At 66.9% G+C, this 26,710-nt stretch carries 25 protein-coding genes; 15 read left to right on the top strand and 10 right to left on the bottom strand.

Annotated elements, in window-relative coordinates:
- Positions 1-13 precede the first annotated feature (13 nt).
- Positions 14-577 (top strand): DUF421 domain-containing protein, encoded by a 564-nt coding sequence (locus tag ACSVDD_RS17505; protein ID WP_448190659.1) that lies wholly within the window; start codon positions 14-16, stop codon positions 575-577.
- 13 nt (positions 578-590) lie between these two features.
- Here ACSVDD_RS17505 and ACSVDD_RS17500 read toward each other — a convergent pair whose 3' ends face one another.
- The 4 genes from ACSVDD_RS17500 to ACSVDD_RS17485 form a co-directional block, all read right to left on the bottom strand.
- Positions 591-893 (bottom strand): type II toxin-antitoxin system RelE/ParE family toxin, encoded by a 303-nt coding sequence (locus ACSVDD_RS17500; RefSeq protein ID WP_448190658.1) that lies wholly within the window; start codon positions 891-893, stop codon positions 591-593.
- On the bottom strand, positions 893-1,093 hold the full coding sequence (locus ACSVDD_RS17495; protein ID WP_510167010.1) for a hypothetical protein: 201 nt from the start codon (positions 1,091-1,093) through the stop codon (positions 893-895). The genes ACSVDD_RS17500 and ACSVDD_RS17495 overlap by 1 nt, the downstream gene beginning before the upstream one ends.
- Positions 1,094-1,156: 63 nt before the next feature.
- Complete coding sequence (locus tag ACSVDD_RS17490; RefSeq protein ID WP_448190656.1) at positions 1,157-2,287, bottom strand: prolyl oligopeptidase family serine peptidase; 1,131 nt, start codon at positions 2,285-2,287, stop codon at positions 1,157-1,159.
- Between the two features lie 9 nt (positions 2,288-2,296).
- Complete coding sequence (locus tag ACSVDD_RS17485) at positions 2,297-3,229, bottom strand: glycosyltransferase family protein (protein WP_448190655.1); 933 nt, start codon at positions 3,227-3,229, stop codon at positions 2,297-2,299.
- Positions 3,230-3,418: 189 nt separating this feature from the next.
- Between ACSVDD_RS17485 and treS the strand changes: the two genes are divergently transcribed.
- The 3 genes from treS to ACSVDD_RS17470 all read left to right on the top strand — a co-directional run bounded on the left by treS (position 3,419) and on the right by ACSVDD_RS17470 (position 10,507).
- Entirely contained in the window at positions 3,419-6,748 is a 3,330-nt protein-coding gene (gene treS, locus ACSVDD_RS17480) for a maltose alpha-D-glucosyltransferase (protein WP_448190654.1), read from the top strand.
- A 53-nt stretch (positions 6,749-6,801) separates the two neighbouring features.
- Positions 6,802-9,057, top strand: coding sequence for a 1,4-alpha-glucan branching protein GlgB (gene glgB / locus ACSVDD_RS17475; protein WP_448190653.1), 2,256 nt, complete (start codon positions 6,802-6,804; stop codon positions 9,055-9,057).
- A 157-nt stretch (positions 9,058-9,214) separates the two neighbouring features.
- On the top strand, positions 9,215-10,507 hold the full coding sequence (locus ACSVDD_RS17470) for a hypothetical protein (RefSeq protein WP_448190652.1): 1,293 nt from the start codon (positions 9,215-9,217) through the stop codon (positions 10,505-10,507).
- Between the two features lie 35 nt (positions 10,508-10,542).
- Here ACSVDD_RS17470 and ACSVDD_RS17465 read toward each other — a convergent pair whose 3' ends face one another.
- A complete protein-coding gene (locus ACSVDD_RS17465) occupies positions 10,543-10,944 on the bottom strand; it encodes a hypothetical protein (protein WP_448190651.1) in 402 nt (133 codons plus the stop codon).
- 139 nt (positions 10,945-11,083) lie between these two features.
- On the opposite strand from ACSVDD_RS17465, the gene ACSVDD_RS17460 reads away from it, so the two are divergent.
- The 6 genes from ACSVDD_RS17460 to ACSVDD_RS17435 all read left to right on the top strand — a co-directional run bounded on the left by ACSVDD_RS17460 (position 11,084) and on the right by ACSVDD_RS17435 (position 14,264).
- Complete coding sequence (locus ACSVDD_RS17460; RefSeq protein WP_448190650.1) at positions 11,084-11,338, top strand: helix-turn-helix transcriptional regulator; 255 nt, start codon at positions 11,084-11,086, stop codon at positions 11,336-11,338.
- 43 nt (positions 11,339-11,381) lie between these two features.
- Complete coding sequence (locus ACSVDD_RS17455) at positions 11,382-11,777, top strand: type II toxin-antitoxin system RelE/ParE family toxin (protein ID WP_448190649.1); 396 nt, start codon at positions 11,382-11,384, stop codon at positions 11,775-11,777.
- A gap of 2 nt (positions 11,778-11,779) precedes the next feature.
- The gene (locus ACSVDD_RS17450; RefSeq protein ID WP_448190648.1) at positions 11,780-12,097 is read left to right on the top strand and encodes a helix-turn-helix domain-containing transcriptional regulator; all 318 of its coding nucleotides are present in this window, start codon (positions 11,780-11,782) and stop codon (positions 12,095-12,097) included.
- A gap of 156 nt (positions 12,098-12,253) precedes the next feature.
- Positions 12,254-12,925, top strand: coding sequence for a hypothetical protein (locus ACSVDD_RS17445; RefSeq protein WP_448190647.1), 672 nt, complete (start codon positions 12,254-12,256; stop codon positions 12,923-12,925).
- Positions 12,926-13,114: 189 nt separating this feature from the next.
- Complete coding sequence (locus tag ACSVDD_RS17440; RefSeq protein ID WP_448190646.1) at positions 13,115-13,375, top strand: hypothetical protein; 261 nt, start codon at positions 13,115-13,117, stop codon at positions 13,373-13,375.
- A 163-nt stretch (positions 13,376-13,538) separates the two neighbouring features.
- Complete coding sequence (locus ACSVDD_RS17435; protein ID WP_448190645.1) at positions 13,539-14,264, top strand: proteasome-type protease; 726 nt, start codon at positions 13,539-13,541, stop codon at positions 14,262-14,264.
- 15 nt (positions 14,265-14,279) lie between these two features.
- On the opposite strand, the gene ACSVDD_RS17430 is transcribed toward ACSVDD_RS17435, so the two are convergent.
- Both ACSVDD_RS17430 and ACSVDD_RS17425 read right to left on the bottom strand, forming a co-directional pair.
- Positions 14,280-14,504, bottom strand: a complete 225-nt coding sequence (locus tag ACSVDD_RS17430) for a hypothetical protein (RefSeq protein WP_448190644.1) — start codon at positions 14,502-14,504, stop codon at positions 14,280-14,282.
- 113 nt (positions 14,505-14,617) lie between these two features.
- On the bottom strand, positions 14,618-15,952 hold the full coding sequence (locus ACSVDD_RS17425) for a pentapeptide repeat-containing protein (protein ID WP_448190643.1): 1,335 nt from the start codon (positions 15,950-15,952) through the stop codon (positions 14,618-14,620).
- Between the two features lie 239 nt (positions 15,953-16,191).
- On the opposite strand from ACSVDD_RS17425, the gene glgX reads away from it, so the two are divergent.
- The 5 genes from glgX (at position 16,192) to bfr (ending at position 25,367) form a co-directional block, all read left to right on the top strand.
- On the top strand, positions 16,192-18,372 hold the full coding sequence (gene glgX, locus ACSVDD_RS17420; RefSeq protein WP_448190642.1) for a glycogen debranching protein GlgX: 2,181 nt from the start codon (positions 16,192-16,194) through the stop codon (positions 18,370-18,372).
- 56 nt (positions 18,373-18,428) lie between these two features.
- Positions 18,429-19,463, top strand: a complete 1,035-nt coding sequence (locus ACSVDD_RS17415) for a response regulator (protein WP_448190641.1) — start codon at positions 18,429-18,431, stop codon at positions 19,461-19,463.
- 246 nt (positions 19,464-19,709) lie between these two features.
- On the top strand, positions 19,710-21,911 hold the full coding sequence (malQ, locus tag ACSVDD_RS17410) for a 4-alpha-glucanotransferase (RefSeq protein WP_448190640.1): 2,202 nt from the start codon (positions 19,710-19,712) through the stop codon (positions 21,909-21,911).
- The gene (gene treY, locus ACSVDD_RS17405) at positions 21,908-24,811 is read left to right on the top strand and encodes a malto-oligosyltrehalose synthase (protein ID WP_448190639.1); all 2,904 of its coding nucleotides are present in this window, start codon (positions 21,908-21,910) and stop codon (positions 24,809-24,811) included. The genes malQ and treY overlap by 4 nt, the downstream gene beginning before the upstream one ends.
- 82 nt (positions 24,812-24,893) lie before the next feature.
- Positions 24,894-25,367, top strand: coding sequence for a bacterioferritin (gene bfr, locus ACSVDD_RS17400; protein WP_448190638.1), 474 nt, complete (start codon positions 24,894-24,896; stop codon positions 25,365-25,367).
- 16 nt (positions 25,368-25,383) lie between these two features.
- On the opposite strand, the gene ACSVDD_RS17395 is transcribed toward bfr, so the two are convergent.
- From ACSVDD_RS17395 to ACSVDD_RS17385, 3 genes are all read right to left on the bottom strand, one after another.
- Positions 25,384-25,578 carry a hypothetical protein gene (locus ACSVDD_RS17395; protein WP_448190637.1) on the bottom strand — a complete coding sequence of 65 codons (195 nt, stop codon included), beginning with the start codon at positions 25,576-25,578 and terminating at the stop codon, positions 25,384-25,386.
- A gap of 132 nt (positions 25,579-25,710) precedes the next feature.
- Entirely contained in the window at positions 25,711-25,989 is a 279-nt protein-coding gene (locus ACSVDD_RS17390) for a hypothetical protein (RefSeq protein WP_448190636.1), read from the bottom strand.
- 68 nt (positions 25,990-26,057) lie between these two features.
- Positions 26,058-26,579, bottom strand: a complete 522-nt coding sequence (locus ACSVDD_RS17385; RefSeq protein ID WP_448190635.1) for a hypothetical protein — start codon at positions 26,577-26,579, stop codon at positions 26,058-26,060.
- Between the last annotated feature and the right edge of the window lie 131 nt (positions 26,580-26,710).

Raw genomic sequence — 26,710 nt, 5'->3', positions numbered from 1 at the left:
GGCGGGGGACGGCATGGATGAGGCAGCGCGGCTGCTGCTCGGCAGCGGCCTGGAGTCGAAGGACATCAACGTCCTGCAAATGATCCTGCGGGCGGTGATCGTCTATCTGGTCACGGTGCTCATGGTCCGCCTGGGCAAGAAGCGGTTCATGGGCAAGACCTCGGCGTTCGACGTGATCCTCGGCATCATGCTGGGGTCTATCGTCAGCCGCGCGGTCACCGGCAACGCGCCGATGCTGCCGGCGCTGGCGTCGTCCGGGATGCTGGTGGCGCTGCATTGGATGGTTTCGGCGGCCGCTCTGCGCTGGCACGGCTTCGGCCGGCTCTTCAAGGGTGGCACGCGCGTCCTCATCCGCAACGGGGCCGTCGACGATGCGCAGATGCGCGCCGCCCACCTGACCGCCCACGACCTGGAGGAGGATCTGCGCCGTCACGGTGTGGGGAGTACCGGGCAAGTCGCCGAAGGCCGGCTGGAGCGCAACGGCGACATCAGCCTCATCCGCGCCAAGCCGGAGCCGAAGATCCTGGAGATCCGCGTGGCCGAGGGCGTGCAGATTGTGCGGGTGGAACTGGGGTAGGGGCGGGGAGCCGTCAGAGCGGTCGCTGGTAAAGTCTGCGGATGCGCAGAACCTGCACATTGCCGGCCGTTCGATTGTCGTGCGTGTCGGGCGTGACTCGGTAAATGATGCGGTGGCCTTCGACCGGCCTCTCCCGCGTCCCCATCCGACGTCCGTGCGGCCAGCTCACCGGGCGCTCCTTCAGATCCTCAATGGCGTCGAGAATGCGCCCGACGACAGCATTGGCCCTTTCCCCGGCTCCCGGTTGGGAATACCAGGCGCGGACCCGTTCGAGGTCTTGCGCAGCAGCCCACGTAAAAGCGACCGTGCGTATCATCAACGGGATAAGCGCGGAGTCGATTCAGGTGTGGGGGTGGGATGCTCGTCCGGCGTGTCCCAGGATGCGACCCAGTCCTTGATTTGGTCGAACGGGATCAATTGCCCGGCGTCGGCCTGCGCAAGTCCCTCGTCGATGGCTTCGAGGTCATCGTCCTCGGGGTGACGCTTTACCAGTCCCATGTCGTCGTCCTGCAACACGCTCAACGCACGCTTTCAAGATATGACGATGCACGGGGCACAGCAATGCCCCCGATGCTCCATCTAATCCTCCGACACCCGGTCATCCAGCATGTAGACCCGGCACCGATGCTTGGTCGCCTTCTCACACAAATCCAGCGCGTCGCTGGAGGCTTCCTGTTCGGTGCGGCGGCCGGTGCGCCAGCCGAAGCCGCCGGCCGGCGACACCGCGAACGCCTTGTGCCCCGGCGCCGACAGGAACTTGGCGAAGGCGTCGAGCCCGCGTTCGTTGAGGGCCGGCGGCGGCTTGGCGACGACCTTGATCAGTTCCATGGGCTTGGCGCGCGGGGCGAGGCCGTGCGCCGTCAGGAACCGGTCCACATAGGGCGTCCACACCGGGATTCCGGCCGAGGAAAACAGCGAATGCCCGTCCTCGCCGAACGGGGGCGCCGCCACCATGGTGGCGTTGCCGCCGGCCCCGTTGAAAGCCGAGGCCAACTGCCGCGCCACCGCCGGCCCGAAATAGTGGTCGTTCTCGGCGTAGACCCACAGCATCGGCACCCGCGAGCGTTTGCCGAAGGTGCGGAACGCATCCACCAGCCGGTCCTCGGCGCAGACGACGCCGTCGCTGGGCGAGCCGCGCCCGCCGGCAAAGCTGATCCCCGCGACCAGACCCGGCGGCGGGTCGGCGGTCAGCGCCACCGTTGCGAAGCCGCCGGCCGACACGCCGACGCTGATGATGCGCCGCGCGTCCACATAGGGCTTCTGCGCCATGGCGCGGATCGCCCCGCGGATGTCGTCGGCGCTGCGCTTGCCCGACGTCAGATAATCGGGCGACTTGCACGGGCCGTTGCTTTCGGCGAACTCGGCCTCGGACATGCCGTAGCCGCGCCGCATCAGGATCAGCGCCGCCCAGCCTCGCCGGGCGAATTCCTGCGCCTGAGGCACGTAGCCGTTGGGCGTCCGCTCGCGGCGTTCCTCGGGCTTGCGCGGGCTGCCGTGGTTGATCACCGCCAGCGGAAAGGGACCCGGCCCCTCCGGCCGCACCACCAGCGCTTCCAGCACCGTCTTCTCGTCACCAAAGGTTCCCGGCACGGTGACGGCGAGGCGCAACGGTTCCTGCACCAGCCCTGCGGCGACGGCGGGCACGGCAACCCCGCCACACGAAAGGGCGCCGCTCAGCAGAAGGAGAACGGCCAGGAAGCGCAGGCGCATCGGTGATCCTTACGGTTGGAGGGCCGGCTGGTTTTCCTTCACCCACGCCGGATAGCGCAGGCTCAGCATATGTTCGCGGTCCTGCATGTCCAGCACGGCGCGGGTCACGCTCGGGTCGGCGCGCATCTTGTCCTCGCCGGCCATGTGCACGACGCCCAGGCGGCGGTTCGGCAGGAAGTATTCGACCAGCTCGCGCGTCTCGGCGTCGAAGCGCCACGGGCCTATGTAGTTGCACCATTCCGGCAGCAGCTCGATGGGGTGGCCGTCGAGGTAGATCGCACCGGCCATCGCCAACTGGTCCGAGGTGAAGATCCGCCCCTTCTTCAGCACCCGCGCCTGCCACGCCTGGAACGACGCCCAGTGCGGCGCGTCGGCGCGCAGCGCGTACGCCCCGGCGTTCAGCGTCGGCCGGGTGGCGAGCGCCCGGCATTCGGCCGTGGACAGCCCCGACCGGCTGGCGTTCTTGTAGAGGATTGAGCGCACCCGCGCGAGCGGCCCGAACAGCCACTTCAGCTTCAGTTCCGTCTCGGCGAAGCGGCCGAACTGCGCGACGATGGTGAAGCGGCCCTTCAGCGCGCCACGGTGCAGCAGCTCGATGGCCTCGAAATCCTGCACCCAGGCGTCGGCGTCGATCCAGATCACCGTCTCGTAGCCGGGGAAGTACGTCGGCAGGTGCAGCTTGGCGAGGTTGGCCTTCAGGTGCACGCGCCCGCGCAGCCGGTGCGCCGGCAGATCCACCGGCCAGGGAGGCGACACCACGTTCACCCCCTCGGCGCGGAAGCGGGCGATCTGCTCTTCGGTGAGGCCGGCGTCGATGACGCCCACCGGGCAGTCGGCGGGGTTCGGCTTCAGCGCGCGGATCGAGTCGATCAGTTCGCGGATCAGGGGCTCGTAGCGGGCGTCGCCGCCGGTGACGACGATGAAGGAACCGGGCGCGGCCATGGCGGGGGAAAACACGTAAGGGAAGGGCGCCGGCAGGGTGCGCCGGGGCGCGCGGCCAAGTCAAGGTTGCTCAAGCCGGCCGAACGCGCCGGCCTCATCCGATCGACACCGTGCAACCTTACGGCGTCCGTTGTGTTTCCCCCTGGACTCCCACAAGCAACTCCCACAAACCCGGATTGCGGCGACGCCATGATCGATCGGCAGGACCCCCTTTGGTACAAGGACGCCGTCATCTACCAACTGCACATCAAGGCTTTCTTCGATTCCAACAACGACGGGATCGGTGATTTCGCGGGCTTGGCGCAGAAGCTGGACTACATCCAGGATCTGGGCGTCACCACGCTGTGGATTCTGCCGTTCTACCCCTCGCCGCTGCGTGACGACGGTTACGACATCGCGGACTACCGCGAGGTCAACCCCTCCTACGGCAACATGCAGGACTTCCGGCGTTTTCTGCGCGAATGCCACGACCGGGGCTTGCGCGTCATCACCGAGCTGGTCATCAACCACACCTCCGACCAGCACCCGTGGTTCCAGCGCGCCCGCACCGCCAAGCCCGGCTCGAACCACCGCAACTACTATGTCTGGTCCGACACCGACCAGAAGTACCAGGGCACCCGCATCATCTTCTGCGACACCGAGAAGTCCAACTGGACCTGGGACCCGGTGGCGCAGGCCTATTACTGGCACCGCTTCTACTCGCACCAGCCCGACCTGAACTTCGAGAACCCCAGGGTGATTCGCGAGGTGCTGAACGCCATGCGCTATTGGCTGGACATGGGCGTGGACGGCCTGCGCCTCGACGCCATCCCCTACCTGCGCGAGCGCGAGGGCACCAACAACGAGAACCTCCCCGAAACCCACGAGGTCCTGAAGATCATCCGCGCCGAGGTGGACAAGCACTACACCGACCGCATGCTGCTGGCCGAGGCCAACCAGTGGCCGGAGGACGTGCTGCCCTATTTCGGCGACCCGGCGAAGGGCGGCGACGAGTGCCACATGGCCTTCCACTTCCCGGTGATGCCGCGCATGTACATGGCGCTGGCCATGGAGGACCGGCACCCCATCGCCGACATCATGCGCCAGACGCCGGATATCCCGGAGACCAGCCAGTGGGCCATCTTCCTGCGCAACCATGATGAGCTGACGCTGGAGATGGTCACCAACGACGAGCGCGACTATCTCTGGAACTTCTACGCCACCGACCGCCGCATGCGGATCAACCTGGGGATTCGCCGCCGTCTCGCTCCGCTGCTGGAGAACGACCGCCGCAAGATCGAGCTGCTGAACAGCCTGCTGATGTCCATGCCCGGCACGCCGGTGGTCTATTACGGCGACGAGATCGGCATGGGCGACAACATCTACCTGGGCGACCGCGACGGCGTGCGCACGCCCATGCAGTGGTCGCCCGACCGCAACGGCGGCTTCTCGCGCGCCGACCCGGCGCGGCTCTATCTGCCGGCCATCCAGGACCCGATCTACGGCTTCCAGGCGGTGAACGTCGAGGCGCAGGCGCGCAACCCCTCGTCGCTGCTGAACTGGACCAAGCGCCTGATCGCCGTGCGCCAGCAGCACAAGGCCTTCGGCCGCGGCCAGTTCCGGCTGCTCTACCCCGGCAACCGCAAGGTCCTGGCGTACTTGCGCACCTTCGAGGACGGCGAGCGCGAGGAGATCGTGCTGTGCGTCGCCAACCTGTCGCGCTCGGCCCAGGCGGTGGAGCTGGACCTCAAGCCGTGGAAGGGCCGCATCCCGGTCGAGATGCTGGGCCGCACCGTCTTCCCGCCCATCGGCGACCTGACCTATCTGCTGACCCTGCCGGCCTACGGCTTCTACTGGTTCGCGCTGGCCGCCGAGGCCGAGCTGCCGGCGTGGCACGAGACGCTGCCCGATCCGATCCCCGACCTTGTCACGCTGGTGGTGCGCGAGGGGTGGTCGGCGCCGGCCTTCGGCCGCTCCAGACAGGAAATGGAAGACGCCGTGCTGCCCGCCTTCCTGCCCGGCCAGCGCTGGTTCGCCGCCAAGGACCAGGCCATCACCAGCACCCGCATGGCCAGTTTCGGCCAACTGCCCGATCCCAATGGCGGCGACGGCTATCTGATGGGGCACGTCACGGTGTCCGTCTCCGGTGACGGCGGACCGCAGCACTACCTCCTGCCGCTCGGTATGAGCTGGGAGCCGGACGCCGCCTCGGTCGGCTGGTATCTGCTGCCCTTCACGCTCGCCAAGGTCCGCCGCGGGCCGCAGCCCGGCGCCCTCTACGACGCGGCGGCGGAGGAGGGGTTCATCTTGGCGCTGATCCGCGCGCTGCGCGAGGGGAAGGAGATCGCCTCCCCCCACGGCCGCCTGCGCTTCGAGCCGACCTCGCGCCTGGACTCCCTCGAACTGCCGGACCCGCCTGTGGTGCGCCGCGTTGGCGTCGAGCAGAGCAACACCTCGGTCCTGATCGGCGATCAGGTCATCGTCAAGCTGCTGCGCCGGCTCTCCCCCGGCGTCCACCCGGAGCTGGAGGTCGGCCGCTTCCTCACCGAAGTGGCCGGCTTCGCCAACACGCCGCCGCACCTGGGTGCGGTCGAGCACATCGCCGAGGACGGCACGCCGACGACGCTGGTCGTGGTGCAGGGCTTCGTGCGCAACCAGGGCGACGGCTGGGCCACCACCATCGCCTACCTGGAGCGCGAGTTGGACGAGTTGCGCGTCAACGCCCCCCAAGCCCCTGGCGAGTCCGCCGATGGCGAGCCCTTCGCCGTCTACCGGCAATGGGCGGCGGCGCTCGGCCAGCGCACCGCCGAGATGCACCTCGCCTTCGCCACATCGGGCGGCGGCCCGGATTTCGAGCCGGAGCCGGTAACCCACGACGATCTGCGCTCCTGGGCCGACCGCGCTCGCCGGCAGGCGGAGAGCGCCTTCGCCTGCCTGACCGCGTCCCTGGAGCACCTGTCCGGCGACGCCCGCGCCGAGGTGGAAGGCCTCCTCTCCCGCCGCCGCGAAATCCTCGACCGCCTGGACGAGGCCGTCGCCCGCCCCGTCGAGACGGTGAAGACCCGCGTTCATGGCGACTATCACCTGGGGCAGGTGTTGCAGGCGCAGAACGACTACTACATCATCGACTTCGAGGGCGAACCGGCCCGCCCGCTGGCCGAGCGGCGTTCCAAGCGCTCGCCGCTGATCGACGTGGCGGGGATGCTGCGCTCGTTCGACTACGCGGCGTGGGCGGCGATCTTCCGCCTGGAGGCCCTGGCGACCGAGACCGCCGCGCCCGCCCGCCTGTCCGAGGCTGTGCGCGACTGGCAGGCGCGCACGATCTCCGCCTTCCTGGGTTCCTACCGCGAGGCGGCGCGCGGCAGCGTGGTGTGGCCGGCCGACGAGTCGGCGGCGCGGCGTCTTCTGGCGCTGTTCCTGCTGGAAAAGGCGCTCTACGAGATCGCCTACGAGGCGTCCAACCGCCCCGCATGGCTGTCCATCCCGGTAAAGGGCGTCCTGGGCATCCTCGACGGCGCCATCCTGCCGCAGTGGGATTGACGCGGTGTCCGCGTTGAGCGACCAAGAAGGCTAAGACGAGGAAGGGACCACCGATGCCCCCAGCAATGTCCGGCGAGACCAGCACCCGGCTCAAGGCCGACCCCAAGAAGGCGGCGCTGCTCCGAGGCGGCATCGAGGCGATCGTCCACGCCGACCACGGCGACCCGTTCGCCATCCTGGGCCAGCACCAGGACGGCCCGGACGCCCCGGTCGAGGTGCGCGCCTTTTTCCCCGGTGCCCTGCGCGCCTGGGTCATCGACAGCGCCACCGGCGAGCCCGCCGCGGAGATGCACCGCCTGCACGACGCCGGCTTCCTCGCCGCGGTGATGCCGGATCGCCGCCAGCGCTTCCGCTACCGCCTGCGCGTCGAGTTCCCGCTGGCGACGATGGAGTTCGAGGACGCCTACCGCTTCGGCCCGATCCTGGGCGAGCTTGACCTGCACCTGATCGCCGAGGGCAACCACCTGCGCGCCTACGAGCGCCTGGGCGCCCACGCCCGCGAGATCGACGACGTGTCCGGCGTCGCCTTCGCCGTCTGGGCGCCCAACGCCCGCCGGGTCAGCGTGGTCGGCGACTTCTGCGAGTGGGACGGCCGCCGCCTGCCCATGCGCAAGCGGGTCGAGGCCGGTTTGTGGGAGATCTTCGTCCCCCACGCCGCCCCCGGTGACCGCTATAAGTTCGAGATCAAGGGCGCCGACGGCACCCTGCTGCCGCTGAAGGCCGACCCCTACGCCTTCGAGGCGGAGCTGCGCCCGGCCACCGCCTCGGTGGTGCACGGCGTGCAGCCCTACGGCTGGCAGGACCACGCCTGGATGCACGACCGCGCCCGCGCCCAGGACCGCGAGGCGCCCATGAGCGTCTACGAAGTGCACCTGGGCTCCTGGGCGCGGGTGCCGGAGGAGGACAACCGCTTCCTCACCTACGACGAGCTGGCCGCGCGCCTGATCCCCTATGTCAAGGACCTCGGCTTCACCCACATCGAGCTGCTGCCGATCACCGAGCACCCGTTCGACGGCTCCTGGGGCTACCAGCCCATCGGCCTGTACGCGCCGACCAAGCGGCACGGCGGCCCGGAGGATTTCAAGCGCTTCGTCGACGCCTGCCACCGCGAGGGCATTGGCGTCATCCTCGACTGGGTGCCGGGGCACTTCCCCACCGACCAGCACGGCTTGGCCGAGTTCGACGGCACGCACCTGTACGAGCATTCCGACCCGCGCCAGGGCTTCCACCAGGATTGGAACACGCTGATCTACAATTTCGGCCGGCGCGAGGTGTCGAACTTCCTCCTCGGCAACGCGCTGTTCTGGCTGGAGCAGTACCACCTCGACGGCCTGCGGGTGGATGCGGTGGCGTCGATGCTGTACCTCGACTACAGCCGCAAGGCGGGGGAGTGGATTCCCAACGCCTTCGGCGGCCGCGAGAACCTGGAGGCCATCGCCTTCCTCAAGCGCATGAACGAGCTGGCCTTCGGCCGCCACGACGGCGCCACCACCATCGCCGAGGAGTCCACCGCCTGGCCCAGCGTGTCGCGGCCGACCTACCTGGGCGGCCTGGGCTTTGGCTACAAGTGGAACATGGGGTGGATGCACGACACGCTCGACTACATGCAGAAGGACCCGATCCACCGCCGCTACCACCACCACGGCCTGACCTTCGGGTTGCTGTACGCCTTCTCCGAGAACTTCGTCCTGCCGCTGAGCCACGACGAGGTGGTGCACGGCAAGGGCTCGCTGATCAACAAGATGTCCGGCGACGTCTGGCAGAAATTCGCCAACCTGCGCGCCTACTTCGCCTTCATGTGGACGCATCCCGGCAAGAAGCTGCTGTTCATGGGCGGCGAGTTCGCGCAGTGGCGCGAGTGGAACGACGCCCACAGCCTGGACTGGCATCTTCTGGAGGAGCCGCTGCACCGCGGCGTTCACGCGCTGATCCGCGACCTCAACAGCCTGTACCGCGACGAGCCGGCGCTGCACCAGCTCGACACCGACCCGGCCGGCTTCGAGTGGATCGAGGCCAACGACTCGGACAACAGCATCCTGACCTTCCTGCGCCGGGGGCGCGAGCCTGAGCACGTGTTCGTGGTGGTGTGCAACTTCACCCCGGTCCCGCGCGAGGGCTACCGTGTGGGCGTGCCGTTCGCGGGGCGCTATGCGACGCGGCTGAACACGGACGAGGGGCAGTATGGCGGGGGCGGGGTCGGGCCGGGGGAGGGCGTCGACGCGGAGGAGGTGTCGTGGCATGGGCGGCCGTATTCGCTGAACCTGACGCTGCCGCCGCTGGGGACGGTAGTGCTGGAGCGGGTGGGGTGAAAACATAGATATCTATTGCGCTTTCAGAGAAGGGCGTGGTTTGCCATTGATCTGGCGTGCCACTGTTTCGTCGTAACGATTGGAAAATGAAGGCTATGGTTCTGTAGTGGTGTTGGGGTGAGGTGTATTTCATCATTTTTTGCAAGGGCTTTGGTTTATGAGCGATGGCGGCGATAATAATCCTGATGACGGCAGGGATAATTTCTCACCGAAGGTGAAAGATGTTCTGGCAAAAAAATCTGGATACATCTGCTCCTTTCCTGGGTGCCATAGGTTAACAGTTGGTCCGTCGGCGGATCGATCATCTGGTGTTAGTATGGTTGGGGTCGCCGCACACATTACGGCTGCGGCAAAAACTGGACCTCGATACGACAAGGACATGCTGCCGGAGGAGCGTGCGAGTGAAGGGAACGGCATATGGATGTGCCAGACGCACGGAAAGTTAATTGACGACAACGAGAGTAAACATACGGTTGTAGCCCTTAGGCGCTGGAAGAAGCAGCACGAAGATTGGGTTTTTTCGCGGGTTTCTGCTGGAGAGCGCAGAATTAGGTCGGGTTTGGCGGAAATTAAATTATCAGAGATTGGCATTTTCTCCGAGAATGAGAAAGTGGTGCTGGGGAGGCATAATATCGTATTCGGGCGTTCAGATTCTGGGAAAACAACTTTTTGTCAGGCCATTGCTGCGCTTTCTGGTGGAGCGCACTATAATTGGTTTTCGGAGCGGTTCGGCTTCTGCCGTGGATCTAGCGGAAGCCCAATAATTGAAGCCGGTGTTATTGCGAGTGGAATGTACCATTCCGTTAAATTGAGCCAGCAGACTTTAGATTTAAAGGGAAGCAAGGCGAAATTTCGCAATAGGCTGCACATTGAGGTTAATGGTGGTGTATATGTAGATTGGCCGCGTCAAATGTTCAAGGTGTTACATTTTGACGGTCAGTTATATTATAGGAGGGGTGGTCTCAAGGACACGTTTCGTGAAGCAATTAGATATCTATCATCAATTTTTCAGATTACGGAAGATGTGATGTGGGACTCTCTTCGAGAAGAGTTGTTTTCCACATCCGCATTTGGATATAAATTCAGGCGGGTTGGGAAATATTCCGTTAATATACTCGTTCCTGATGGGCGATCATTCTTTCTGCCTGTGGAGAATTTAAGTCACACGGAGAAAACATTTGCATTAATTGATATAGCTATAAAATTCGTCACTTCACTAAAAAGCGATACGCCTTGGCTTGTTATATTTGATACTGGATTCTTTGCGCGCCTAGATTCGACCAACAAAACGTTGCTATTTAATAAAATTATGTCAATGGAAGATGACGCCATGCAAAGCATATTTTGCGTTAATGATGAGTACGGCGCGGATATGCTTAAAGACTATAAATCTGATTTGTGGTTCAGTGCGTCGAAATTGGGTGCGCTTAATGTGCACGCTTTTCTTTGAGGAGCGGGTATTTTCTGTGTGAATAATGTTACTATTCAGGACGGTGCGAAATCGGCAAGATATTTTAAATCATCAGTAATAATTTCTAATAACATTTCGTCGTGAGGGCGCTCCAAGCGACTGCGGATGCACAGAGCCTTGACGGCAAGGCCCGGAAGGGTGGTGGGGCGGGTGGCAAGCAGGCGCTCGGCGGCTTGATCGCAGCGGATTTCGGCGGCGATCAGGTGCGAATCGTCTGCGTCCGGGTCGGGATCGAGATTGTAGGCTTTGGCCAGGGACTCGGTGATGCGCAACTCGGTGGCCCAGGCTTCGTAGAGGGGCAGGGTGGGGTCTGCCGGAGTGGCGGGCAGCGGTGGGGCCGCGAGGGCCGTGGTGCTGGCAGTCAGCAATGACCGGCGCGGTAAAGGCAAAGTCCGTGTATCTTGGGAATCAGCCATGATCCAAGCTCCTCAGAAGCTGGGTTGTGGTCAGGCCGGGCGGGGTGCTCCAACACCGCGCTCGGCCGCATTGGCTCTATGCTGAACCTTTGGTATTTTGGGTTAACTCGCCCGCAAGTTCAAACAAAAAGTTATACCATTGGAAAAAGACAACATCTCTCCGGCGCAATGCCGTGGCGCACGGGGCATGCTCGGGTGGAACCAAGGCGATCTTGGCGAGGCCGCCAACGTGTCGCGGCAGACGATCCTCGATTTCGAACGCGGGGCGCGGACGCCCTATCCGAACAACCTGCTCGCCATTCGCCGCGCGCTCGAAGAGGCGGGGATCGAGTTCATCCCGGAAAATGGCGGCGGGCCGGGGGTGCGGCTGAAGAGGGCGGGGGCAGCACCTTGACGGGCGGGGCGCCGCCATCTATGTTAGTAACGAATAGGTTACCATGACAAAGGTCGGAGAGTACCTGTACGAGGACGGCGGCAGCCCGTACCAGATCTGGTTCGACAGTCTGACGGCAGAGGCTGCGGTGCAGGTGTCTAAGGCGAAGACCAAGATGTCCCTTGGTCAGTATGGAAATATAAAGCCGCTCGACGAAGGCATTCACGAATACCGGATCGATCATGGGCCAGGGTATCGGATCTATCTGGCGTGGGACGGCGACCAGTTGATCATTCTTCTGGGCGGCGGCGACAAGGGCACCCAGAGTAAGGATATTGCGGAAGCGAAACGTCTTTGGGCGGAATACAAGCGCCGGAAGGCCGAGAGGGCGAAAGGGGCGAGAGACGCCGACCGGCAGAAATCCAAGCCCGTCAGCAAGGGTCCCAAGAGGAGAAAGTAGCCATGGCTCTAACGCGCGACTTTCGAGAGACGGTCAAGGCTCGCGCCGACCGAGACCCCGAGTTCCGTCAGGCCTTGCTCCGCGAGGCCGTTGACAGCCTGCTCGGCGGTGAGGTTGCGGTCGGTCAGGCCATGCTGCGCGACTACATCAATGCCACCATCGGTTTCGAAACGTTGGCCGACGAAGTGAACGTCAACGCCAAGAGCTTGCACCGCATGCTCGGGCCGAAGGGGAATCCGCAGGCGAAGACGCTGTTCCCCGTGCTCGCTCACTTGCAGCAGCGGGAGAAGGTCCGGCTGCATATGGCTTCGGCGGCCTGATCCGTTTTCCAGCGAGCGCGTTGCCCTCAACCTCCCCAGGCTGCGCCTGGGTCCCCTCCCTCTCCCACAGTGAGTGGAAGAGGGCGCGGCGCCTTGACAACCCATGCGCTCTCATGATAGGACAAAAATCCGTCACATAAGACAAAGAGCCCAGCCATGACCACGACCGGCGGTCCGACCAAGATCGATTTCAACGAGCACAGGGACAAGGAAGCGCTCCGCCTCGGCGTGGAGGTGCCCGAAGACGAGTTGCTGCCCGCGTGGCTGAAGGAGCCGCCGGTGCCGAAGTCCGGGTCTCTGGTGCCGAACTCGCGCTTCCCCGAGGAGGCGTGGGTGCACGCCGCCTTCATGCTGGCGCGCGGCAGTTCCTTCCTCCAGGTGGCGCGCTCGCTGGGGTGCAGCCGCACCACGCTGTGGCGGGCGTACTACGGCTCCATCGACTTCCGCACCCGCATCTGGTGGGAGCGCAAGATCCTCGAACGCGAGGCGCGGGCGCAACTGGGCTCGCTGACGGATATGGTGTCCATGCAGATCCGCCACGCCGTCTCCAACGGCGACATGGCGACGGTGCGCTGGCTGGCCGACCGGCTGGACGTCTTCCAGGCGCGCGGCGGCGCCCGTCCGCTGCCCGACCACCCGGAGCAGGACCGCGAGACGCCCATGGAGCCCGTGCTCGGCGAACTCCCCGCCCCGGCGCCCGACGAGCCGCCGGTGGCGCTCATCGCCCATCTGCCGGAGGCGGAGGGGCTGAAGGGCCAGTTCCCCTGGACCTCGACCGGCACCATCGAACAGCCCGATTTCATCTACGCCGGCGGCCGGCGCCCCTGACCCGGAACCGGGAGGGACGAATGGAACAGGGTGCGTACACTGTTCCAAACTGTTCCAAACTGTTCCAAACTGTTCCAAGCGCCACGCCGCTTCTCCTGCCCGGAGATTTTCTGCCGGGACGTAATTCCGCTCTCGCTGTTGTGGGGCTGCCTGTCCAGGCGATCCAATTCAACACGAGGAGGACCCCAGATGAACAACGATCAGAACCGGAATCAACAGGGCAACCAGGGCAAGCAGAGCAGCCAGCAAGCCCAGCAGAACGACCCGAACCGGTCGCAGCAAGGCCAGCAGGGGGGCCAGCAAGGCCAGCAGGGGCAGAACACCGACCAGCAGCGCAAGCAGCAGGCCCAGCAGGGCGAGCACAACCGTGGCCAGCAGGCGGGCCAGGGCGATCAGAATCGCGGTCAGCAGGGTCAGAACCTCAACCGCGATCAGGACAAGAACCGTTAGCGGCTTCGGCGCCGGCGGTTGAGACGGGGGGCGGTCCGCTGGCCGCCCCTTTCGCGTTCGCCTCGAAGGACGGGCGCGCCGCCGAAGGTGCCCTGTCCCGATGCGCCGGGCGATCCCATCTCTTGTTCCGCCGGCTTTGGACCGGCGGCGGAGGGGGTGCGCGATGACCTACTGCGTGGGGCTTTGCCTGGAGGATGGGTTGGTGCTGCTGTCCGACACGCGGACCAACGCCGGCGTCGACCACATCGCGAGCTTTTCCAAGATGCACGTGATCGAGGTGCCCGACGAGCGGGTCCTGGTCATCATGTCGGCGGGAAACCTGGCGATCTCGCAGTCGGTGATCGCCTTCGCGCAGAACGGCGTCGAGGTGGACGGCGTGGTCCAGACCCTCCACGCCGTGCCCAGCATGTTCGCCGCTGCCCAACTGATCGGCGCCGCCATCCGCAAGGTGCACGCCCTGGACGGCAAGGCGCTGGACCAGCACCATGTCCCCTTCGACGTGTCGCTGCTGCTGGGCGGGCAGATCAAGGGGGACGAGGCGCGCCTCTTCCAGATCTACCCGGCCGGCAACTTCATCGAGGCCACCTGCGACACCCCCTACTTCCAGGTGGGCGAGCACAAGTACGGCAAGCCCATCCTCGACCGCGTCGTCCACCACGACACCGATCTGGCGGCCGGGGTGAAGCTCGTGCTGCTGTCGATGGATTCGACCCTGCGCAGCAACCTGACGGTCGGCCTGCCCATCGACCTGCTGGTCTATCGGCGCGACGCGCTGCGCGTCGATCTCCGCCGCCGCATCACCGAGTCCGACCCGTACTTCCGCAACATCTGCGAACGCTGGTCGGTGGCCCTGCGCGACGCCTACCGGGCGCTCCCCGATCTGGAGTGACCGGGGAGGACCCCGTCAATCGAAGACCGGGACGTGCTCCATGCCCGTGGCGCTCAAACCGTCGTCGTCGGTCTTGCGCTCCTCGACCCGCGGCGGGGAGGCCGCTTTCACGGCCGGGCTGGCGGCCATGGCGGGCGCCAGGGGATGCGGCGGGGCGCCGCGGTGCAAGGTGATGCCGAGGGCGAGGCTGGCGGCCGCCAACGCGGCGGCGCCCAGGGCGAGGTGGCGGTTCATCGTCATGGCGGGACTCCCTCCAGTGCTGCGGTACGTCGGCGGCTGCCGACGCGTGCAGACTGGCGGGCGCTGGCCTGCGCGGCTGTGAGGCGGGCCACATTTCGCGGGTGGGGGAGGGATTACAGCCCGACGGCGCCGCGCAGGTCGGTGCCGTTCATCCGGGCGCCGGTCAACTCGGCGTCGGTGAGGGTGGCGTTCATCAGGTTGGCGCCGCTCAGACGGGCACCGCTGAGGTCGGCGCCCTCCAGATCGGCGCCTGCCATCTTGGCCTTGCTGAGGTCGGCGGTCACCAGGATCGCCTTGCGCATGCGGGTGCGCGACAGGTCGGACGGCCACAGATGGCCGCCGGTGATGACCAGCGGGCCGAGGCGGGCGCTGGACAGGTCGGCCTCGTCCAGCGCGGCGCGGTGCAGGTTGACGCCGCGCAGATCGGCCTCCAGCAGCAGCGAGCCGCGCAGATCGGCCAGCGACAGGTCGGCGGTGACCAGCGAGGCTCCGGTCAGCTTGGCGGCGCGGATCTTCGCGGTGCGCAGCACCGCCGCCGACAGGTTGACCCCCGACAGGTCGAGCCCGGACAGGTCGCGGCCCGACAGGTCGGCCCGCTTGCCGGTCTTGCCGTTGCTGAACACCCAGGAATCGTGCTGCTCCAGGATGTCGGCCAGCTCGTCGCCGAACAGCGCGCGGGCATCGGCCAGACGGGCGCCGGTCAGCCGCGCGGTGGTCAGGTCGACGTCGTCGGTCAGGGCGCCCAGCATGTTGGCGCCCTCCAGCCTGGTGTGGCGCATCACCGTACGGCTGAGGTTGGCGCCTTCCAGCTTGGCGCCGCTCAAATTGGCCTCGGACAGATCGGCGCCTTCCATGTCGCAGCCGGTCAGGTCGGCGTTGCGCATGTCGGCGCGCATCAGCTTGCTGCCGCGCAGGCAGGTGTCCCGCAGGTCGGTCTGAAGGATGAAGCTGTCGGAGATCTTCGCCTGACTGAGGTCGGAGCGCGCCAGCACCGCGCCCGACAGGTCGGACGTGGATGAGATCTGCACCATCGGCCGCAGGTCGCCGCCGGCACCGTTCATCAGCATGCCGTTGCGCAGATCGGCCTGCATCAGGTTGCAGCCCGCCATCATGGCGCCGCGCAGCACCACGCCGCGCATGTCGGCGCGGCGGAAGTTGGCGCGCACCATCTGCGCCCGGCGCAGGTCGCTGCCGAACAGCGAGGCGCCCTCCAGGTCGGTGCCGTTCAGCCGCGTCCCCACCATCCGCGAGCCGGTGAGGTCCGCCCCGGTCAGCATCCGCCCCGACAGGTCGAGGCCGGACAGGTCGCACAGCTTCAGCATCGCCCGCGCTCCGCCGGGCCGCGAGCGGGTGAACGCCTCGTGCCGGGCCAGCACGGTGTTCAGCTGCTCCTGGGTCAGGCGGATGCGGATTGCAGCCGGAGCTTTGGAGTCGGCGACCTGTTCCATCGGGGTGGGCCTCGCTAAAGGATGATGCGAATGCCTGTCGAATATTGGTAACTGGGGCGGGGGCGGCGCGAGTCGAGGGAAGGGGCTAGCTCTTTAGCGTCATACCTATTTCGTCAGCGGTGCCCCGCGCGGTCCTTGACGCTCACGGCGTGCCTCTCCTTTATTGCAGGCGGGGGATGCGCGATTGGTGCAGGGTCCCGCCGTTTTTCGCAGCCCGCCTTTTTCGGAGCCCATCCCCGATGTCCCTCAACGGGTCCGAGCGCACCACCGTCTGGCCCGGCAAGCCCTACCCGCTGGGCGCCACGTGGGACGGCTTCGGCGTCAACTTCGCGCTGTTCACGGCCAACGCCGAGAAGGTCGAGCTGTGCCTGTTCGACAAGACCGGGCAGCGCGAGGTCGAGCGCATCGCGCTGCCCGAGCACACCGACGAGGTCTGGCACGGCTATCTGCCCGAAGCGCGGCCGGGGCAGCTCTACGGCTACCGGGTGCACGGGCCGTACGACCCGGCCAACGGGCATCGCTTCAACGCCAACAAGCTGCTGCTCGACCCCTACGCCAAGGCGCTGTTCGGCGGCATCCGCTGGTCGGACGCGCATTACGGCTACCGCCTGGGCTCGACGCGCGAGGATCTGTCCTTCGACCGGCGCGACAACGCCCGCAGCATGGCCAAGTGCCGGGTGGTCGACCCCGCCTTCACCTGGGGCATCGACCGCCGGCCCGAGGTGCCGTGGAGCGACACGGTGATTTACGAGGCGCACGCCCGCGGCTTCACCATGCGCCACCCCGACGTGCCGAAGCCGTTGCGCGGCACCTTCGCCGGCCTGTCGTCGCCGGCCGTGGTCGATTACCTGAAGGCGCTGGGCATCACCGCGATCGAGCTGCTGCCGGTGCACGCCTTCACCGACGACCGTTATCTGACGGTGCAGGGGCTGCACAATTACTGGGGCTACAACTCCATCGGCTTCTTTGCGCCCGAGCCGCGCTACATGACGACTGGCGTGCTGTCGGAGTTCAAGACCATGGTCGCCCGCCTGCACGAGGCGGGGATCGAGGTCATCCTCGACGTGGTCTACAACCACACCGGCGAGGGCAACCACCTCGGCCCGACGCTGAGCTTCCGCGGCATCGACAACGCGTCCTATTACCGGCTGATGCCGGGCGACAAGCGCTACTACATCGACGACACCGGCACCGGCAACACGCTGAACTTCACCCACCCGCGCGTCCTGCAAATGGTCATGGACAGCCTGCGGTACTGGGTGACGGAGATGCATGTGGACGGCTTCCGCTTCGACCTCGCCCCCGTGCTGGGGCGCGAGGCGTACGGGTTCGACCCGGCGGGCGGCTTCCTCGACGCCGTGCGGCAGGACCCGGTGCTGGCCGGTGTCAAGCTGATCGCCGAACCGTGGGACGTCGGCCCCGGCGGCTATCAGGTCGGCAACTTCCCGCCGGGCTGGGCGGAGTGGAACGACCGCTACCGCGACACCGTGCGCCGCTACTGGCGCAGCGACGAGGGCATGCTGCCGGAACTGGCCGGCCGCATCGCCGGCTCGTCCGACCTGTTCGAGAAGCGCGGGCGCAAGGCGTGGTCGTCGGTGAACTTCATCACTGCGCACGATGGCTTCACGCTGGAGGACACGGTCTCCTACGCCGAGAAGCACAATCTGGCCAACGGCGAGGGCAACCGCGACGGACACTCGGCCAACCACTCGGCCAATTACGGGGTGGAGGGGCCGACCGACGATCCGGGCATCCGCGAAATCCGCGAGCGCCAGAAGCGCAACCTGCTGGCAACCCTGTTCTTGTCTCAGGGCACGCCGATGATGCTGGCCGGCGACGAGGTCGGGCACAGCCAACTCGGCAACAACAACGCCTACTGCCAGGACAACGAGCTGACGTGGCTCGACTGGACCCGTATGGGCGGGGCCGGGCCCGAAACGACGTCTACTGCCATGCTGGCCTTCACCCGGCGCCTGATCGCGCTGCGTAAAGCGCACCCCGTGCTGCGCCGGCCGGTGTTCCTGCACGGGCGCGTCGCCTCGGCCAACGGGGTCAAGGACATCACGTGGTACGCCCCGCAGGGCAACGAGAAGACCGCCGAGCAATGGCGCAACACGCACGCGCGCTGCATCGGCCTGCTGCTGAACGGCCATGCCGGCGAGTACCTGCGTGCGGACGGCACGGCGTCCGACGACGGCGTGTTGCTGATCGTGCTGAACGCCCACGTCGACACCGTGCCGGTGACGCTGCCCGAGGTGCCGGGCGGGCGGGGCTGGCGTTGCGTGCTCGACACACGGGTGGCCGATGGCGAGGGCGACGGGCGCATGGTGCTGCCGGGCAAGCCGTTCCCGGTGGACGGGCGCACGTCGCTGGTCTTCGTGCTGGTGGAATCGCCGGACCGCGGCGACGTTGCGCGGTAGCCGCCACGCAGGATTGTGCTAAGGTCGGTCTGGCAAATCCGCGGCTCAGGCCCTCCATGCCCGACTATGATTTCTCGCTCGTCGATGCGGCGATCATCGACACCCAGTCCAACAGCCTGCGGCTGATGCGGGACGTGCTCGGGCGGCTGGGCATCAAGCGGGTCGAGACCTGTTCGAACTTCAAGGACGCCGCCGGCAGGCTTGCCGGCGCCACTCCCGACCTGCTGCTCATCGACGCCGACGGCGAGGAGGCCGAGGCGGAGGCGTTCAAGCTGGTCCGCGCCATCCGCAACGACGTGAACACGCCAAACCCCTTCGCCGGTCTGATCGTCACCACGTGGCAACCGACGCCGGTGCTGCTGATGCGGATGACCAATTCCGGCGCCGACGATTTGCTGGCCAAGCCGGTGTCGCCCAAGCAGGTGCTGGATCGCATTGTCACGCTGATGAAGGACCGCCGCGGCTTCGTGGTCACCGCCGACTACACAGGGCCGGACCGCCGCAAGTCGCCGCGCGGGGGCGCGCAGATCCCGTTGCTGGACGTGCCCAACACGCTGAAGCTCAAGGCCACCGGCAAGTGGGCCGGAACCAACATCCGCCAGCTGATGATCCAGGCGATCCGGCAGGTGAGCGAGCAGAAGGTGCTGCGCTCCGCCGTGCAGGCCGCCTTCCTGGTGGAGTTCGCCCGTATTGGCCTGCTCAAGGACCCGCCCGAACGCATGGCGATCGAGCATCTGGTCCGTGTCCCCGCCGTGCTGGACGAACTGGTCCGCCGCCTGCCCGACGACAAGGACACGACGGCCGCCAAGACCGCGGCCCGTGCGCTGCGTCAACTGGTGGAACTGGTGCGCGCCAAGGCCGAGGCCGGCGCAGGCGACGGTGGCGGGGTGACGCACGCCGTCACCCTGTCGCACGAGCTGTTGCAGGCATCGGATCCCAACCGCCCGCTGGAGTCCATGGTCCGCGAGGTGGAAGCGGCGGTGACCGGCTACCGCAACCGGCTGGAGCAGATGGCCCAGGCCAAGGCCGCCGAAGCCGCAAAGGCGGCCGAGGCCGCCGCGGAAGGTGGCGCGGAGGCGAAGGCGTCGTAGGAACGGTTCAGGCGGCCGCCGGCGGGCTTACGCCTTCCGATACCGGGGACACCTGGATCATCCACCGCCGGCTTCCTGTTGTGATGCGTGCCCGCACACGCCACCGCAATCACAGCCTTTTATGCCGCAGAAGTTTAAAGGTTCGAGGCTGGACGGAGAGGCGCGGACGCGCGATCCTCGCGCCGGGTGGCTGTGTTTCTGCGCGCCGACTCTCCTCGGGGAGAGGGCAGGGAGAGAGAAGAGCGAATGAGCGATCTGGACCGGTTGGCCGAGCGCGTCGGCGTCGAGCCCTTCTATCACGACATCTGGGGCAACCGGCGTGACACCTCCCGCGAGACGCAGGTGGCGCTGATCTCGGCCATGGGGTTGCCGGTCGGCTCCGACGCGGAGATTGCCCAGAGCCTGCGCACCGTCGAGGAGCGCGTCTGGCGGCGCATGCTGCCGCCGGTGCTGGTGTTGGACGAGGGCGCGGACCTCGCTGTGCCGGTCAGCGCGCCGGCCGGGCTGGACGACGCCACGCTGGTCTGGACGCTGGCCGAAGAGGGCGGGGCGGAGCACCGCGAGAAAACCGGCTTCGGCACCCTACCGGTGACCGAAACCGCCACGCTGGACGGGCTGGCGTTCGAGCGGCGCACGCTCGCGGTGCCGCGTCCGCTGGCGCTTGGCTACCACACGCTGACGGTCGAGGTGCGGCCGCGCGGGCTGGGCGGGACGCTGTCGGGCACCGTCACGCTGATCGTGGCGCCGAAGCGTTGCGTGCTGCCGCAGGACGTGGTGCCCGGCGGGCGCACCTGGGGCATCGGCGTGCAGGTCTATTCGCTGAAGGGCGCCGATGATTGGGGCGTCGGCGATTTTGGTGACCTTGCGCGCTTCGCCGAGACGGCGGGGAGCCTTGGGGCCGGACTGGTGGGCCTCAACCCGCTGCACGCTCTGTTCCCGGCCGACGCCAACCACTACGGCCCGTATTCACCGTCCAACCGCACCTTTCTGAATGTCTTCTACATCGACGTGGAGGCGGTGCCGGACCTCGCCGATGCGCCGGCCGCCCGCGATGCCATCGCCCAGGAGGCGTTTCAGCGCGACCTCGCCGCCGCGCGGGCCTCGGAGCTGGTGGACTATCCGGCGGTGGCGCGGCTCAAGATGCCGGTGCTGGAGAGTCTGCACGCCGCCTTTCGCGCCACGCACCTGAAGGAGGGCGACGTCAGCCCGCGCGGGCAGGCGTTCCGCGCCTTTCAACGCACCATGGGGCCGGCGCTGCATCGCCACGCGACGTTCGACGCGCTGCACGAGCATTTCTACCGCGCCGATCTCAGCCGCTGGCAGTGGCAGACCTGGCCCGAGGAGTTCCGCTCGCCCGACAACGCCGCCGTCGAGGCGTTCGCGCACGATCACGCCGAGCGCGTGGAGTTCTTCGAGTACCTGCAATGGGAGGCCGACCGCCAGTTGGAGCAGGCGGCGGTGCGCGGCAAGAAGGCCGGCCTTGCCATCGGCTTCTACCGCGACCTTGCGGTCGCCGGGCATCCGGGCGGTTCGTCGGCCTGGGCCAATCCGACGGTGCTGGTTCAGGGCGCCAACGTCGGAGCGCCGCCGGACCAGTTCAACATGAAGGGGCAGAACTGGGGCTTGGCGCCGTTCTCGCCGGTGGCGCTGCGCGAGGCGGCGTACGAACCTTTCATCCGCATGGTGCGCGCCAACATGCGCCACGCCGGGGCGTTGCGCATCGACCACGTGATGGCTTTGAAGCACCTGTTCTGGATTCCCTCCAACGGCGGCGATGGTGCTTACGTGCAGTACCCGTTCGGCGATCTGGTGCGGATCATCGCGCTGGAATCGCGCCGCCAGGGATGCATCGTCATCGGCGAGGATCTCGGCACCGTGCCGGAGGGTTTCCGCCCGACGATGCAGGAAGCCGGTGTCCTCAGTTACCGCGTGCTGTACTTCGAGCGTGCGGCGGACGGCGGGTTCCTGCCGCCGGCGGCGTACCCGGCGGATGCCATGGTGACCATCACCACGCACGACCTCGCCACCTTGAAGGGCTTCTGGACCGGTCATGACCTGGAGTGGCGCCAGCGCCTCGACCTTTACCCGAGCAGGGAAGCGCTGGACAAGGACGCCTGGGACCGCGGCGTCGACCGCTGGCGCCTGTTGCAGGCGCTGTCACGCGAAGGGGTGAAGCCCGCCTCCTACCCGTCCGACGATGGAAACCAGCCCTACAGCCGGGAACTGGTGGAAGCGGTCCACCGTTATCTCGCCACCACAGCGGGACGAATCGTCATGGTCCAGATCGAAGACGCGCTTGGCGAAGTCGAGCAGCCGAACCTGCCCGGCACCATCGACCAGCACCCTAATTGGCGTCGGCGTCTGGGCATGAACGTCGAGGACATCGCCCGTGACGACGGCGTGCGGGCGCTAGCCGCCACGGTGGCCGCCGCACGCAATTCGACATGACGGGGGCGTCCGCCGTCCCCCGCGCCACCATCCGCCTGCAATTCAGCAAGGACTTCACCTTCGATCAGGCGGCGGAGTTGGTGTCCTATGTCGCGGGGCTCGGCGTCAGCCACGTCTACGCCTCGCCGTTCCTCAAGGCGCGCGCCGGCTCGACGCACGGCTACGACATCACAGACCACGCCCAGTTCAACCCGGAGATCGGCGACGCGGCGTCCTTCGACCGCTTCGTGGAGGCGCTGCACGAACACGGTATCGGCCTGATCCTCGACTTCGTCCCCAACCACATGGGCGTGGGCGCCAGCGACAATCCCTGGTGGCTCGACGTGCTGGAATGGGGGCCGGCTTCGCCCTTCGCGCCGTTCTTCGACATCGACTGGACGTCATCGGAGCCGGCGCTGCACGGCAAGGTGCTGCTGCCCTTCCTGGGCGACCATTACGGCGCGGTGCTGGAGCGCGGCGAGCTTCAGTTGAAATTCGATGCCGAGCGCGGCTCGTTCAGCGTCTGGTACTGGTCGCATCGCTTTCCGGTCGCGGTGCGCAACTACCCGCGCCTGCTGAAGGCGGCGCGCGACTTACTGGTGGACGAGGGGGTGGCGCTGGACGCGCTGATCGCCGCCTTCGCCGGCCTGGGCAGCACGCCCAAGTCGGTGCAGCGCCAAGCGACTGTCCACCGCGAGGCGGAGGAGTTGCGCGCCCAGCTCGCCGCCACCGTTGCCGCCCACCTTGGCATCGCCTCCGCCATCGACCAGGCGGTGATTCGCATCAACGGCACGCCCGGTAAGCCCGACAGCTTCCACGACCTGCACCGCCTGCTGGAAGAGCAGCACTACCGCGTCGCCTTCTGGCGGGTGGCGGCCGACGAGATCAACTACCGCCGCTTCTTCGACATCAACGATCTGGCCGGCCTGCGCATCGACCGGCCGGAGCTGTTCGAGTTGGCGCACCAGCTCGTGTTCCGTCTGATTGGCGAGGGCAAGCTTCAGGGCATCCGCCTGGATCACATCGACGGGCTGTACGACCCGGTGGCCTACTGCGAGCGCTTGCAGGATCGCGCGGCGTACCTGACGCTGAACTCTGGCGCCTCGGCGCTCGATCCGCCGGGGCTGCGCTTGAAACAGCCGTTCTACGTGGTGGTGGAGAAGATCCTGGCGCATCACGAGAGCCTGCGCGAGGACTGGCCGGTCGCCGGCACCACCGGCTACGAGTTCATGGTGCTGGTCGGCGGCCTGTTCGTCGACGCTGCCGCCGAAGAGGCGATGACCAGGACCTACCACACCTTCATCCGCCGCGAGGTGGACTTCGACAAGCTGGTCATCGAGACCAAGCGCAAGGTGATGCTGTCCAGCCTGTCGAGCGAACTGCACGTGCTCGCCTCGCAGATCCACCGGCTGGCGCAGGAGAGCTGGAACACCCGCGACTTCACCTTCACCGGCATCCGCCGCGCGCTGGTCGACGTGGCGGCGTGTTTGCCGGTCTACCGCACCTATGTGACTGCCGAGCGGGTGGACGAGGAGGACCGCAAGTACCTGGACTGGGCGGTGGCCCGCGCCCGCAAGCTGGCCGGCGCCGCTGACGCCTCGGTGTACGACTTCCTGCACGGCGTGCTGACCACCGATCTGGCGCGCGAGCACGAGGGGACAGGGCGGGGCCGGCACGGCTACCGGCCGGCCGATGTGGTCGCCATCGCCATGAAGTTCCAGCAGTTCACCGGCCCGGTGATGGCGAAGTCGCTGGAGGACACGGTGTTCTACCGCTACTTCCGGCTGGTGGCGCTCAACGAGGTGGGCGGCGAGCCGAGCCGCTTCGGCACCAGCGTGTCGGCCTTCCACCATGTGAACCAGGAGCGCCTCAAGCGCTTCCCCTTCAACCTGCTGGCCACCGCCACGCACGACCACAAGCGTGGCGAGGACACCCGCGCCCGCATCAGCGTGCTGTCCGAGATGCCGGAGGTGTGGGAACAGCGCGCGCGGCGCTGGCACCGCATGAACCGCTTCAAGAAGCGCGAGATCGAGGGACTCGCCGCCCCCGGCCGCAACGACGAATACCTGCTTTACCAGATGCTGGTCGGCGCGTGGCCGCTCGATCTCCACTGGCCATCGGGCGAAGGGCTCAAGGAGTTCGGCGCGCGCATCGCGGCTTACATGGTCAAGGCGGTGCGCGAGGCCAAGGTGCGCTCGTCCTGGGCCGTACCCAACGCCGACTACGAGGACGCGCTGCAACGCTTCGTCCAGGGAGTGCTCGACCCGGAGCGCAGCGCCACCTTCCTGGCCGAACTGCTGGATCTGTTGGAAGCCGTGGCGCCGGTGGGAGCGCTCAACGGCCTGTCGCAAACGCTGCTGAAGCTGACGGCGCCGGGCGTGCCCGACATTTATCAGGGCACCGACTTCTGGGACCTCAGCCTCGTCGATCCCGACAACCGCCGCCCGGTCGACTACGCCGCCCGCCGCCGCGCGCTGGAGTCGCTGGACGAAACGCCTGATCTGGACCGGTTGGTCGAGGAGTGGCGGGACGGCCGGATCAAGCAGTTCGTCGTTGCCCGCACGCTGGGCCTGCGCAAGCGCGAGCCGGCGCTGTTCGCCACCGGCGACTACCGCCCGGTGGAGGCGGTGGGCGAGCACGCCGAGCGGGTCGTCGCCTTCCTGCGCCACTCCGGCGATGGCTTCGCGCTGGTGGTGGCGCCGCGTCTGGCGCTGCCGCTGATGCAAGGGATGCAATCGCCGCTGCCGCCGGCCGAAGCGTGGGGCGACACGGTGCTGATGCTGCCCGAACTGCCGGAAGGAGTGGCGCCGACTGACATCTTCACCGGGCGGACGCTCGGCCTGCCATCGGACGCGCGGCTGCCGCTGGCCGACCTGCTGGACCGCTTTCCGCTGGCGCTGCTGCACGCCGGCTCGCCCTGACCGCCGATGCTTTTTGTCGGGGGCGGCTTGACCTGAACCGCGCTGATCTAAATTGAAGTCGCAGGCTTGCAGGGAGGCTTAAATGAAGGGCGATCCGACAGTCATCCGGCACCTCAACACCATCCTGACGAATGAATTGACCGCAGTTAACCAGTACTTCCTGCATGCGCGCATGCTGAAGAACTGGGGGCTTAAGCGCATCGCCCACAAAGTCTACGAAGAGTCCATCGGCGAGATGAAGCACGCCGACAAGCTGATCGAACGCGTTCTGTTCCTCGAGGGGCTGCCGAACCTCCAGGACCTGCACAAGCTGAAGATCGGCGAAGACCTCGTCGAGATGCTCACCGCCGACCTGGGCCTCGAGTCCGGCAACCGCGGCGACCTCCAGGGCGCCATCACCGACTGCGAGAACGTGAAGGATTTCCAGAGCCGCGAGATCCTGGTGAGCATCCTCGACGACACCGAGGAGCACATCGACTGGCTGGAAACCCAACTCGACCTCATCCAGCGCATCGGCCTTCAAGCCTACCAGCAGGAACAGCTGTACGGCGACTGAGCCTCACATATGACCGTTAGAGCTTTACCGATGGCCGCTCCCGCGACAGGGGCGGCTGGCGGGTGGTGCGATTCGCCTTCTCGGCGCAGGCGTAATGCCAGGCGTGGCCGTCCGGGTCGCCGGCCCAACGCGGCTGGCCGGGCAGAATCAGGTCGCCGCAATGGCGGCAGTGCGGCCGCGGCGACGAGGTGAGGATGTCGTGTTGGGCCATGGAACGGACGGCTTTCCGCAATGGGGAGCACGGCCGCGCCCTCGCGACCGGGTGAATCTGCCGCTGATACGCCTTCCGCCATAGAACGCGCAACGGCGCATACGGGGATATGCGCCCTTCCGCGTTCGGGCATCACCACGCCCGGCGGTACGGGTCCCAGCGCTGCTCCCGCCAGGGATCGCGCGGCTGGTAGAACCGCGGTGCGTATTCCCATTGCCGGCGCTCCTCGCGGCGCTGCTCGATCTCGCGCCCGAGCCGGACGCAGGCCCGGCGGTTGCCCCAGTCGCACGCCTCCCGCAGCTCGCGCATGTGGGAGTGGCCGCCGCCCCAATCGTCGTGGGCGCTCGCAAGGCCGGGGGTGAGGGCGGTGAACAGGATGGCCGCCGCCGCAGCCAGCAACCGGGTGTGCATCGAATGGCTCCAGAGATGGGATTCACTGGATGAACGATGCCGGTGGCGTCGCTATTCCATGCCCTGGATCAAACCGAGACGTTGCTGACCAGCGATTCCCGCGGGCCGGAGCCGGCGCGGCGGTAGGCGCTGATGGCCGCCCGCCAGGGTTCGATGTGCAGGCCGTTGCCCATCGCCTCCTGGGCGATGCTCTGCGTCAGGAAGCCGGTGCTCGGGCTGGCCGCGGCGGTCGATGACGGAGCGGGCGGCGGTGGCGGCGGCGGGCCATCGGGCCGGAAACCGCCGCCGACGCGAGCCTCGTCCGTCGCACCGGAAGGCTGGCCGAGCGGGCGGCTGCGGACCTCGTCGCCGGCCGGGCCGCGATTGCGCCGGATCTCGTACTCGGGCGCTTGGGTCGTCGTCTCGCTGGCAGCGTCGGCCGACGAATCGCCGTCGCGTTTCGGGCGGCGCTGCTTTTCGTCGGGAATCGGCTGGATTGGCCGAACCGCGATCGCATCCGACGCCAGCATCTGGCGCAGCTTCGCCGTCCCCGACGGGGCGGGAGCCCGAATGTATGTGGACGGGGATGCGATGGCGGCGATGCTGGTCACGGCGATAAAGGTCACAGGTTGCGTTGGGACAAGCGTACGCGCACAGGGTTCCCGAAATGTTAATTTCCGCGGCCTCCCTTTGATTCGTGCACGCATGTTCCGGTATGCCGTGGGGGTTCGGTTAAGCCACT

It is taken from the genome of Azospirillum terrae, assembly GCF_053470425.1.
The sequence above is the reverse complement of the archived record's forward strand: the minus strand, read 5'-3'. Positions and strand labels throughout refer to the sequence as shown.